At 44.9% G+C, this 13382-nt stretch carries 3 protein-coding genes, 2 tRNA genes and 3 rRNA genes; all 8 read left to right on the top strand.

The annotated features are described in order from the left end of the window. Positions 1-577 precede the first annotated feature (577 nt). The 8 genes from U735_RS0115745 (at position 578) to U735_RS0115710 (ending at position 13224) form a co-directional block, all read left to right on the top strand. Positions 578-2101 (top strand): 16S ribosomal RNA (locus U735_RS0115745). A gap of 79 nt (positions 2102-2180) precedes the next feature. Beyond that, positions 2181-2254: transfer RNA gene (locus tag U735_RS0115740), tRNA-Ile, on the top strand. Between the two features lie 143 nt (positions 2255-2397). Next, positions 2398-2471 (top strand) — tRNA-Ala (locus U735_RS0115735). 233 nt (positions 2472-2704) lie between these two features. Next, positions 2705-5545: ribosomal RNA gene (locus U735_RS0115730) — 23S ribosomal RNA — on the top strand. Between the two features lie 245 nt (positions 5546-5790). Beyond that, a 5S ribosomal RNA gene (gene rrf / locus U735_RS0115725) occupies positions 5791-5902 on the top strand. The 16S, 23S and 5S rRNA genes sit together here with 2 tRNA genes alongside, the layout of an rRNA operon. A 764-nt stretch (positions 5903-6666) precedes the next feature. Further along, positions 6667-8571 (top strand): 3-keto-disaccharide hydrolase, encoded by a 1905-nt coding sequence (locus tag U735_RS0115720; RefSeq protein WP_051892177.1) that lies wholly within the window; start codon positions 6667-6669, stop codon positions 8569-8571. A gap of 16 nt (positions 8572-8587) precedes the next feature. Then, on the top strand, positions 8588-10546 hold the full coding sequence (locus U735_RS0115715; RefSeq protein WP_034248519.1) for an auracyanin family protein: 1959 nt from the start codon (positions 8588-8590) through the stop codon (positions 10544-10546). Positions 10547-10746: 200 nt separating this feature from the next. Next, positions 10747-13224: a TonB-dependent receptor plug domain-containing protein gene (locus U735_RS0115710; RefSeq protein WP_146032796.1), complete on the top strand. Its 2478-nt coding sequence runs from the start codon at positions 10747-10749 to the stop codon at positions 13222-13224. Positions 13225-13382 lie beyond the last annotated feature (158 nt).

The following is a 13382-nucleotide window of genomic DNA, read 5'->3' as shown; positions in this document are numbered from 1 at the left end:
TGCTGTATCCCTTGCTTTGCTTCGGGGATGCCGCTGCGCCCCTGCCTACCTGCGGGCAGGCCTAACGCGGGGTGGCTGCAAATTTAACGTTCCGATATTTTGCCGTTATGGGAAAAAGTATTAAATTGATTTCCCTTTTTCGGGGAAATTTCCGTGCGCAAGATGCTTGTTGACAGGGTGTTGTGCGGGGGCCTTTAAAAAAGGCAAAAAAAGTTTGTAAAAATCCTTGTGGATTTAAAAAAGGGTGGTAGATTTGCACCCCGCTAACGAAGCAATTCGGGAATTGGCGGAAAGGGTGTTCGGAGCACTGCGTTCATATAGGTTCTGTATCCGATATCGTCCGGCAAAAGGAAAAAATAATTTTTTTTCAAAAAAGCTTGGCGGATAAAAAAAAGGCTGTACATTTGCAGCCGCTTTGGGAAACAGGGCGAACGAGAATAGAGAAACAAGTTCATTGATATATTGTAAAGACAGCGTGCCGCCTTCTTGGAAACGGGGAGGCGGTACAGAAAAAGAAATCGAAATAACGGGCCGGGAAAAATGCCTTTATGGGTTGATCGAAGTTATATAAGAATCAACGATGAAGAGTTTGATCCTGGCTCAGGATGAACGCTAGCGGCAGGCCTAACACATGCAAGTCGAGGGGCAGCGGGGATAAGCTTGCTTATCCGCCGGCGACCGGCGCACGGGTGCGCAACGCGTATAGAATCTGCCCTGTACTGGGGAATAGCCCAGAGAAATTTGGATTAATGCCCCATGGTATGTATTAGCGGCATCGCTTGTACATTAAAGGCTACGGTACAGGATGACTATGCGTCCCATTAGTTAGTTGGTAAGGTAACGGCTTACCAAGGCAGCGATGGGTAGGGGCCCTGAGAGGGGGATCCCCCACACTGGTACTGAGACACGGACCAGACTCCTACGGGAGGCAGCAGTGAGGAATATTGGACAATGGGCGGGAGCCTGATCCAGCCATGCCGCGTGCAGGAAGACGGTCCTATGGATTGTAAACTGCTTTTGTACGGGAAGAACAAGGGGCACGTGTGCCCCTCTGACGGTACCGTAAGAATAAGGATCGGCTAACTCCGTGCCAGCAGCCGCGGTAATACGGAGGATCCGAGCGTTATCCGGAATCATTGGGTTTAAAGGGTCCGTAGGCGGGCCATTAAGTCAGGGGTGAAAGTCTGCGGCTCAACCGTAGAATTGCCCTTGATACTGGTGGTCTTGAGTTATGGTGAAGTAACTAGAATATGTAGTGTAGCGGTGAAATGCATAGATATTACATAGAATACCGATTGCGAAGGCAGGTTACTAACCATATACTGACGCTGATGGACGAAAGCGTGGGGAGCGAACAGGATTAGATACCCTGGTAGTCCACGCCGTAAACGATGGATACTAGCTGTCCGGATGCAAATCTGGGCGGCCAAGCGAAAGTGATAAGTATCCCACCTGGGGAGTACGTCCGCAAGGATGAAACTCAAAGGAATTGACGGGGGCCCGCACAAGCGGTGGAGCATGTGGTTTAATTCGATGATACGCGAGGAACCTTACCAGGGCTTAAATGTGGTCTGACAGCTTTAGAGATAGAGCCTCCTTCGGGCAGATCACAAGGTGCTGCATGGTTGTCGTCAGCTCGTGCCGTGAGGTGTCAGGTTAAGTCCTATAACGAGCGCAACCCCTGCCGTTAGTTGCCAGCATGTAAAGATGGGGACTCTAACGGGACTGCCGGTGCAAACCGCGAGGAAGGTGGGGATGACGTCAAATCATCACGGCCCTTACGTCCTGGGCCACACACGTGCTACAATGGCCGGTACAGAGAGCAGCCACTGGGCAACCAGGAGCGAATCTATAAAACCGGTCACAGTTCGGATCGGGGTCTGCAACTCGACCCCGTGAAGCTGGAATCGCTAGTAATCGGATATCAGCCATGATCCGGTGAATACGTTCCCGGGCCTTGTACACACCGCCCGTCAAGCCATGGAAGCCGGGAGTGCCTGAAGTCCGTCACCGCAAGGAGCGGCCTAGGGCAAGATCGGTAACTAGGGCTAAGTCGTAACAAGGTAGCCGTACCGGAAGGTGCGGCTGGAACACCTCCTTTCTAGAGAATTTGCCCATGTCGGCTTTTTCAAGGGCCCGTTTTTTCGATTTCTGTTTTTACAACATAAAAAACTATAGTGAGTCTCATAGCTCAGCTGGTTAGAGCGCTACACTGATAATGTAGAGGTCGGCAGTTCGAGTCTGCCTGAGACTACGATGCAGCGATGCTGCAAGTTCAAGGTTTTAAGTTTAAAAGTTTAAAGTTTTGAAACGTTCATTAAGATTGAAGTATTGGAAATTCTAGAAGTTGGGAAACCTGCCGACTATTGACTGGCAACTGCCGACTTATAGGAAAACGGGGGATTAGCTCAGCTGGCTAGAGCGCCTGCCTTGCACGCAGGAGGTCATCGGTTCGACTCCGATATTCTCCACAAAACAGTAAACAGAAATCGGTTTACAGTAAGCAGTTTTGTACTGCTGTCTGGATACCGTTACTGCGGACTGATAAACGTTCATTGACATATTGGGACAGGGTGCGCAAAAGATTCAGGTCTTTGCGTACGCTGAAAAAGAAACACAAAAGTAAAGTAAAGTACAAGAATACGAGAGAGGGCCCTTAGGACGCTGCCGCGGAATTTGGGCCCGCGAATAACATAAAGGTCTGGCGACAAGCTGGATAAGGGCGTATGGGGAATGCCTAGGCTCTCAGAGGCGAAGAAGGACGCGATAAGCTGCGAAAAGCTGCGGGGATCGGCACATACGATATGATCCGCAGGTATCCGAATGGGGCAACCCACCATATTGAAGGTATGGTATCCCGTAAGGGAGGCAAACCCGGTGAACTGAAACATCTAAGTAGCCGGAGGAGGAGAAAACAAAAGTGATTCCGTGAGTAGTGGCGAGCGAAAGCGGATTAGTCCAAACCATAACTGTTTCGGCATTTGTGGGGTTGTAGGACCACGATATTGGATGCGCGATGAACTGGAACCCTTTGGAAAGAGGGGCCGTAGACGGTGATAGCCCGGTACAGGCAAAGGACGTTATCCATAGTGGTATCCTGAGTAGCGCGGGGCACGTGAAACCCTGTGTGAATCCGGCGGGACCATCCGCCAAGACTAAATACTCCTGAGAGACCGATAGTGAACCAGTACCGTGAGGGAAAGGTGAAAAGAACCCTGAACAAGGGAGTGAAAAAGATCCTGAAACCATACGCCTACAAGCGGTCGGAGTCCCGCCTCGGCGGGATGACGGCGTGCCTTTTGCATAATGAGCCTACGAGTTACTTTTACTGGCAAGGTTAAGCACTTCAGGTGCGGATCCGTAGCGAAAGCGAGTCTGAACAGGGCGCCATAGTCAGTAGTAGTAGACGCGAAACCGTGTGATCTACCCATGGGCAGGTTGAAGCTGTGGTAACACACAGTGGAGGACCGAACCCGTTGACGTTGAAAAGTCTTGGGATGACCTGTGGGTAGGGGTGAAAGGCCAATCAAACTCGGAAATAGCTCGTACTCCCCGAAATGCATTTAGGTGCAGCGTGTACATAGTTTTATAGAGGTAGAGCTACTGATTGGATGCGGGGGCTTCACCGCCTACCAATTCCTGACAAACTCCGAATGCTATGAAATGATTGTGCGCAGTGAGGGCATGGGTGCTAAGGTCCATGTCCGAGAGGGAAAGAACCCAGATCACCAGCTAAGGTCCCAAAGTATATGCTAAGTTGATATAACGCGGTGGAACTGCACTGACAGCCAGGATGTTGGCTTGGAAGCAGCCATTCATTTAAAGAGTGCGTAACAGCTCACTGGTCGAGCGGTTCCGCATGGATAATAATCGGGCATAAGCATATCACCGAAGCTGTGACTTCTGTACTCGGTACAGAGGGGTAGGGGAGCATTGTAGTGCCGCTGAAGGCGATCTGTAAGGGTTGCTGGAGGAGCTACAAACGAAAATGTAGGCATAAGTAACGATAATGCGGGCGAGAAACCCGCACGCCGAAAGACCAAGGTTTCCCCAGCTATGCTAATCAGCTGGGGGTCAGTCGGGACCTAACACGAACCCGAAAGGGGCAGTGGATGGACAACAGATTAATATTTCTGTACCTGCTCACATTAAAAGTGACGGGGATGTGGCGTTGGTGCGTACTGACGGAATAGTACGTTGAAGGGAGCGGTGACGCCCCGATAGTACACTGAGGCTCCGGCCAAGGTGATAATCCAGCTTAACATCCTCCGAGAAAACCAAGTGAAGCAGCCCGTACCGCAAACCGACACAGGTGGTTGGGATGAGTATTCTAAGGCGCTCGAGAGATTCATGGCTAAGGAACTAGGCAAAATAGACCCGTAACTTCGGGAGAAGGGTCGCCACGCTTCTAGCGTGGCCGCAGTGAAGAGGTCCAGGCGACTGTTTATCAAAAACACAGGGCTCTGCAAAATCGAGAGATGAAGTATAGGGCCTGACACCTGCCCGGTGCTGGAAGGTTAAGAGGAGATGTCATTCGCAAGGAGAAGCATTGAATTGAAGCCCCAGTAAACGGCGGCCGTAACTATAACGGTCCTAAGGTAGCGAAATTCCTTGTCGGGTAAGTTCCGACCTGCACGAATGGTGCAACGATCTGGACACTGTCTCGGCCATGAGCTCGGTGAAATTGTAGTATCGGTGAAGATGCCGGTTACCCGCAGTGGGACGAAAAGACCCCGTGCACCTTTACTATAGCTTCGTATTGACCTTGGGCAACCAATGTGTAGGATAGCTGGGAGACTTTGAAGCTGCATCGCCAGGTGTGGTGGAGTCATTGTTGAAATACCAGCCTTTGTTTGTCCGGGGCCTAACTCCCTAATGGGAGGACAGTGCGTGGTGGGTAGTTTGACTGGGGTGGTCGCCTCCAAAAGAGTAACGGAGGCTTCTAAAGGTGCCCTCAATACGGTTGGCAATCGTGTGCAGAGTGCAATGGCACAAGGGCGCTTGACTGAGAGACATACAGGTCGACCAGGTACGAAAGTAGAGCATAGTGATCCGGTGGTTCCGCATGGAAGGGCCATCGCTCAAAGGATAAAAGGTACGCCGGGGATAACAGGCTGATCTCCCCCAAGAGCTCATATCGACGGGGGGGTTTGGCACCTCGATGTCGGCTCGTCACATCCTGGGGCTGGAGAAGGTCCCAAGGGTTGGGCTGTTCGCCCATTAAAGTGGCACGCGAGCTGGGTTCAGAACGTCGTGAGACAGTTCGGTCTCTATCTACTGCGGGCGTTAGAAATTTGAGTGGACCTGACCCTAGTACGAGAGGACCGGGTTGGACCGACCGCTGGTGCACCAGTTGTCCCGCCAGGGGCATTGCTGGGTAGCTATGTCGGGATGGGATAAGCGCTGAAAGCATATAAGCGCGAAACCCGCCACAAGATGAGATTTCTTTAAAGGGCCGTGGGAGATGACCACGTCGATAGGCCATAGGTGGAAGGGCAGCAATGTCCGTAGCCGAGTGGTACTAATTGCCCGTTGGCTTGCGCAAACGCCGTCCCGCGGGAAACCGCGGGGCGCAACAAACCTTTTTTTAACAACACGTCTCTTGTAGATTACCTTACATAAGTGCGACCGAAAAGGCCGCCCTGTCCCATTATTATGTCATGCTTCGGCTACGCTCAGCACCCGCTGTAGGGTACCGGACATTAAAGTATAGAAGTTTTTAGGTGGCCCGCCCTGCAATGCAGTTCGGGCAGACCATGGCCCAAGGGCTATGGAAAAACACTGACAGTTTTAGGTGGCCATGGCGACGGGGCCCACCCCTTACCATTCCGAACAGGGAAGTTAAGCCCGTCTGCGCCGATGGTACTGCTACACCAAGTGGGAGAGTAGGCCGCCGCCTTTTTTTGAAAGCACTTACCGTTTTACGGTAGGTGCTTTTTTTTGCCCTAAACCCAGCATGGGCACGCCCCTGCAAGGGAAGAGAGCTCAAAGTCGGGAGACTTTGCGCAGCAGCGACTTTTTTTTGCACTAAACTTTCATAATTGTACGCCGAATGGTGTGATCAGTTCCCGTAGCCCTTAGTGCGGCACTCCGTTTGCACTCTAGGACGGTCATTGGATGCACGCCCAGTAAGCGACGGAAATTACAAGACCGCGAGTCTTTGCGCAGTAGGCCCTTCGCAACAGGCCAATTGTTATATTGGTACATTGAACAATTGCTACATTTCCGTATTAATGGAATTTCCACATCTTCAAATCAATCAATTGTCAAATTTCCAAATTAAACAATTGGTACATTGAACAATTGCTACATTTCCGTATTAATGGAATTTCCACATTTTCAAATCATCAAATTGTCTCATCTTCAAATTATCCAATTGATACATTGCTACATTGAATAATTGGTACATTAAATCAATGGGCAAACAGTGTTTTATAACACCCGCAATTATGATCATTTTCCTTTAGAGGCTTCTGCTTGTACCTAACTTATATAAATGACTTCATAATGTTACGAAAACCTTTTCGTAGATTAAATGTCCTATGATCGGGGACTTGGCAAAAAAGCGGTCTGTGTCATATTGTTAGTGAAATTGGAGTTTTATAACTTATAGTTATATATTTAAGGTATGTAACTACTGTTCCACCAAACTTAAGCTTCAATTTTATGAAAATCCCATTGTTTTTAAGTGGATTATTGCTGATTATAATTTCATGCGGTGATCGTCCGTCGAAAGAAACTGCAACTACCACCGAAGAATCCCCTAAAATCAAGGATTATTTACCATTTTCTGAATTGTCTCTGGATGATTTGTCCGGGTTTAAAGTAGAGACTCCCAATTGGAAAATTGTAGGGGATGTGTATGCTGATAGATCATTGGATAAAACGTTGACATTCTCCCCTGGAAAGGGAATTTTGGCCAATATTCCAGAGAAGGAGACCAAAAAAAATGGGCACATATTCACAAATTTTGACCATGGGGATATCGAAATTGAAGTGGATGTAATTATGCCGGTCAATTCTAATTCCGGAATTTATTTTCAGGGCAGATATGAAGTGCAATTATTGGATAGTTGGGGAGTAAAGGAACCAACATCCGGTGATATGGGCGGAATTTATCAGAGATGGGATGATGCCCGCGGTAAGGGAAATGAGAATTTCGAAGGACATTCTCCAAAGTTAAATGCATCAAAATCACCTGGACTTTGGCAGCATTTTAAAATTATTTTTCATGCTCCCAAATTTGATGATTCAGGTCATAAGACAAAGAATGCCGTTTTCCAAGAGGTATGGTTAAATGGCGTGTTGATTCAAGAAAATGTTGAAGTTACAGGCCCTACAAGGTCTTCTGCTTTTCAGGATGAAAAGGCAACAGGCCCATTGATGATTCAAGGCGATCACGGTCCCGTTGCGCTAAAGAACATCATGTATAAAAAGTATGTAGATAAAAAGCTGACCTTGACCGACATGTATATGATAGAAATTGAAAGTAATTCTGATACAATTGCCGGTTTGGACACTCTTAATGTGGTTAGGGATATAAAGGCTGACAGTATTTCAGCCAAAATGGTCACAGGAGATAGGGTGAAAAGAATACTGAAGTATAATGGTCAAATGGTTATTCCCAACGCTGGCAAGTATCTCTTTAATATTGGGTTAAATCATGGCGGAGCCCTTTTATTGATTGGCAATGATACCGTTGTTGATTTAAATGGCAACTTTAGTTTGGATGAACCGGGAATAGGAGTAGTGGAGTTGGATAAAGGTACTCTTCCTTTTAAGTTTATTTACAATAAACACAATCCTTGGAATACTGGATTCAGAATAGATGTAGAAGGTCCTGAAATGCAAAAAATGCCCTTACATGCAAAAAACTCTTTAAGTGCAGCTAAGAAGGGATCGGATAATGATGTACTTATTACGGTGGCAGAAGAGACTATTACCCAACGTGGATATATGATGCATGGTGATGAAAAAAGGACACACTGTATTGCGGTTGGGAGTCCTGAACGTATAAATTATTCATACGATTTAAGCAGAGGGGCCCTGCTACAAGTATGGCAAGGCGATTTTCTGGATGTTACCCAAATGTGGCATTCCCGTGGCAATAGTCAGCTGGCGGAACCAAAGGGATTTTCAGTATCCTTTCATGGAGATCCAGATTTTATGACTTTGGAGAATAAGGACATGGTTTGGCCAGATAGCATACCGTCCAACATAAGGTTTAAACCATTGGGTTACGAAATGAGGGACAATGGACTACCTGTTTTTTTACATCAGGAAGAAGGGACGTCTATTAGCAATTCGTTTAAAATCTCTGAGAATGGACGTGGACTTGAGCGCAGCATTGGCATTTCGGGCAATGAGGACATTTGGCATAAAATTGCCGAAGGGGAATCCATTAAGAAGCTGGAAGATGGCACCTTCATTGTCAACGATGAAAGTTATTTTATCGATTTTTCCGGAAATAGCGACTTAAATCCCATTATCCGTCAATCCAATGGCAAGGATGAATTACTTCTAAAAATACCCGCAGGTGGTGGGAATATTACTTACAATATTATTTGGTAACCCAAAACAACCAATTATGCAGATTTTAAGACAGGCAGTTTTCTTTATAATCCTATTAGGGACAGTACAAGGTACATTTGGACAGAGTAGTTCGGAAATGGCCAAAAAGGAAGCGGAATATTATAAAATAGTGGATGTGCCCATTCCAAATGATGTTGTATTGGAAGTAGGAGGATTGGCATTTACAGATGACGATAAGTTGGGGGTGTCTACCAGAAGGGGTGAAGTATGGTTAATAGAAAAGCCGTATAGTCCAAAACCGGTTTATAAGAGATTTGCGCACGGAATGCACGAAACCTTGGGTTTGGCTTATAAGGACAATGGTTTCTATCTTTCCCAACGAGGTGAACTTACTAGATTGGATGACAGGAATGGGGATGGCAAGGCCGACAGTTATAAGACCATTTATACATGGCCTTTGTCCGGTAATTACCACGATTATTCCTATGGACCGTTAATTTTGCCCAATGGGGATATGTTGGTCACCTTAAATTTGTCCTGGATAGGCCACGGGGCTAGTTTGGTAAAATGGAGGGGATGGATGTTGAAAATAACACCAGAAGGGGAAATGACCCCTATTGCAACCGGCTTAAGGTCACCTGCAGGTTTTAATGTGAATGCTGAAGGCGACTATTTTTATACCGAAAATCAAGGGGATTGGGTAGGTTCCGGAAGGATGACCCATTTGGAAGTGGGCGATTTTGCTGGTAATCCGGAAGGATTACGTTGGACAGATGACCCGCAATCACCATTAAAATTGAAACAGGAAGAAATCGAAAAGCAATCGGGCCTAAGTCTTTATGAATACGCTAAAAAGGTACCGGCCCTTAAGGCTCCAGCTATCTGGTTCCCGCATACCATTCAAGGGATTTCTACTTCAGATATTCTTTATGATACTACCAATGGAAAATTTGGGCCCTTTGAAGGCCAAATGTTTATCGGTGACCAAGGCCACAGTAAGATTATGCGGGTATTTATGGAGAAGGTCAATGGGGTGTACCAAGGTGCTTCCTTCTTATTTCGTGAAGGTTTTTCATCAGGAATATTGCGCATGATCTGGGGCAGTGATTCCAGTATGTTTGTGGGGATGACAAGTAGGGGATGGGCCTCAACAGGGAAAGCTCCATATGGCCTGCAAAGATTGGAGTGGACGGGGAAAGTACCCTTTGAAATAAAAACTATGAAAGCGCTTGATGATGGATTTCAATTGGAATTCACTCAACCTGTGAATAAAAAGTTGGGCAGTCAAGTAACTAATTACGAAATGAAAAGTTTTACTTACCAATATCACAATACCTACGGTAGTCCCATAGTGGAAGAACAACCGGTTATGGTACACAAAGCCGAGGTGTCTTCAGATGGATTGTCAGTAAAATTAACATTGCACGGCATGCGTTTGGGTTTTATCCACGAGATAAAAATTCCAGACCTTACCTCTAATTCGGGAAAGAAACTACTGCATGACACGGGTTATTACACACTTAACGAAGTCCCAGGTGGAGTGTTAAAGTCTCCGCAGATGACTGGTATGGTTAAATCGGGTAAAACTATCGTACAACCCAAAAGAATTATCAAAATGCCCAGTGATTGGAACAATAAGTCCGATCAAAAATTGATGATCGGTACCAAACCGGGTTTGAAGTATGATGTTGAGGAAGTGCAGGTTAAAAGGGGAGCTAAGGTAGAGCTCACTTTTAACAATAACGACGATATGATGCACAACCTAGTAATTACCCAGAAGGGCAAGGAGTCGGTAGATAAGGTAGGGCAAATGGCCTTGATGCTGGGCCTTGATGGACCGGATTATAACTATGTTCCGGATACCGATTTAGTTCTTTATCACACCGCTATTATGCAACCGGAAACAGCGGAAAAAATTTATGTTAAAATGCCAGAGGAACCTGGCGAATATTGGATAGTATGTACTTTTCCAGGTCATTCATCGGTGATGAGGGCCAAGCTTATTGTCCAATAATACTGAATAGATTACCTGCAGTTTGTTGGCTTAGTTGTTATTAAACAGACACTAGTAGGTTCTTGATGAAATTGCTCACTCTTATATCTTAATGTGCAAGTGGTTCGGGAATATTTCTCTTTGCCACTGTTAAATTGTGATTTTTTTGTAAAGAAAAAATTGTAGATTTAATTGTACAGTCTAACTTAATATTGAGCCTTTTGAAAAGATCATCATTAGTATTATTTCTTTGGATAGTGTTCACTAATTTCACTTATTTCCAAGGACAGGAGACATCAAAATATTCTATAGCTAATGATTCCATCAATTATAGGGAAAAGGTATTCTTGCATTTGGACAAGTCATATTACAATGCAGGGGAAGATATTTGGTTCAAAGTATACCTTTTAAACGCAGCTTCCCATCTATGGGATGCTATAAGGAATGTAGTATATGTAGATATTGTAGGTCCGGACAACAAAATAATAGACTTCAAAATAATTAGGATAGAAGATGGAATTGGCAATGGGGACTTTGCCCTGCCTTCAGATTTAAATGGAGGTGGGTATACGCTAAGGGCCTATACAAACTATATGCGAAATTTTGACGAGGCCTATTTTTTTAGGCAGCAGATATATATTAGTCCATTGAACTTTATAACGAAAAGCACTGCGACGGCTTTGGATCGGAATGATCAGGTGGAATCGGAAGTGTTATTGGAAGGGCAAATGCCCGATTTGCAATTTTTTCCTGAGGGTGGGCACTTGGTCAATGATTATTTTAATCGAGTCGGTTTCAAGATAATAGGGGCAGATGGCAGGTCTATAGATATTGAAGGTGTAATTTTAGATGATACCGGGGTTCAAATCACTGAATTTACTTCTGCCCATTTAGGGATGGGACTCTTTGATATTAAGCCCGTAGCGGGAAGAAAATACACTGCCAATATTTTGTACAATAACAAAAAATATTCCTATGATCTGCCACAAGGAGTTAATGATGGAATTGTAATGCGGGTCCAGGAATTAAGGGATTATTATCAAATAAATATTCAAACAGCAAGTGTCAAGGGGCTAAACGGCTATGTTTTACTGGGTAGCCAGCGCACGGGAACAATATATAATGCAGAAATTAATCAGGATAAATCTGTAGCTGTTTTTAAGGTCGATAAAAAGCTCCTTGTGACCGGTATTGCCCAATTTACACTTGTGGATGAAAAGAGTAAAGCCATATCCGAAAGATTGGTATTTTATGATGATGGCAGTTCGTCTCCCCAAATAAAAATTATTCCTACTTCACAAACCAGTACCAAAAACAGCACGGTGGAACTAAGTGTAGAGCTGGATTCCCAAGGGAAGGAAATATCGAATTTCGGATCAAATATGTCCATTTCTGTTACGGATTTAGCAGCTTCATCACCTAGGGAACATCAATCTGACATACGAACGTATTTGTTGTTAAATTCAGAAGTAAAAGGGAAAATAGAAAATCCTGGTTATTACTTTTATTCGGAAGATCCTAAAAGAAGGCAGTTTTTGGACCTATTGATGATGACCCAGGGGTGGCGACAATTTATTGTAAATGATATGCCACGTACCCAAGGAGATTCCTTTGAGTTTGTCAAGGAAATGGGGATTTCTGTGGAAGGAGAGGTGCGTAAATTTCATAATCCGGATAGGCCGGATGTGGCCACTGTGAAATTAACTTTTCAAGACAGTAATTTGATGGGGCGCCTAAGCGTAAAATCAGACGAAGATGGAGGTTTTAAGTTTTTGGGGCTAGATATTACGGAAGATAATAAATTGGCTTTTGAAATGGTGGATTATGAGCGTCCAATGAAGGAATTTGCTGTTCACTTGGATTCCATAAGACCTGCACCAGTCAGTTCCCTTAAGAGGGAGTTCAGACTAAGGGAAGCTACCGGCTTTGAACAATATTTGGAGAATCCTCATGCAAGAAAAGGCTTTGATACGAATTTTGAAAACGAAATGATGAAATTGATCCAATTGGATGAAGTATTGATCTTAACTGAAGGAAGGTCCAAGAAGAAGGAGATGGATACAAAAAGAAGTACAAATTCTATTTACAGCAGTGTATCCAATACAGTGGATTTTTCCGAAATAAGAAATCAGCCCTATCCAAATATTTTGGCGGCTTTACGAGCACGTGTCCCAGGGGTTGATGTATATGGGGGATTTGTGACAATTAGAGGTGTTAATTCCATGAATTCGGAAAGAGGGACCACTCCTCTTTTCCTTTTAAATGGTGTTCCTGTAAATCAAGAAGCAATTGAAAACGTTCCTGTTTGGGAGGTCGATTTTATAGATGTTTTAAAGGGAACTAGAGCATCCATTTTTGGTTCTGAAGGAGGTAACGGTGTTATTGCGGTATACACCTTAACAGGGAAGGAGCTAAAGGATCAAAAAAATAGAGTTGTAGGCAATGTGTTGAATTACCAGGGATTTTATCAGCCTAGAAAATTTTACGAACCGGCTTATAAAAATGACGGCCTCGGGGTAAATAGGAAAAAATTTAGTACAACCCTACATTGGGAGCCCACAGTTAAAATGGATACTAGTGGAAAGACCAAAGTAATTTTCCCTACGGGAACAAAATCCTCCGTCTACAAAGTCGTTATACAAGGAATTACCAACGATGGTTTACCTCTGGCTTCCGAAATTGTTTTTGAGGTAGATTGATTGTTGCCAAATGTGGTTTTAGTTATAACTGTAAGGCCTACTGGTGTGGTGGGGCTAATTGCTTGGTTGGAACAGTTATTTGTGCAGAAGGTCAATATCATAATTACCTTGGTTAAGGCATTTTTGTAAAATTAACTTTCGTTAATTTTGTATAATCA

Source organism: Arenibacter algicola (genome assembly GCF_000733925.1).
GTDB lineage: Bacteria > Bacteroidota > Bacteroidia > Flavobacteriales > Flavobacteriaceae > Arenibacter > Arenibacter algicola.
The sequence above is the reverse complement of the archived record's forward strand: the minus strand, read 5'-3'. Positions and strand labels throughout refer to the sequence as shown.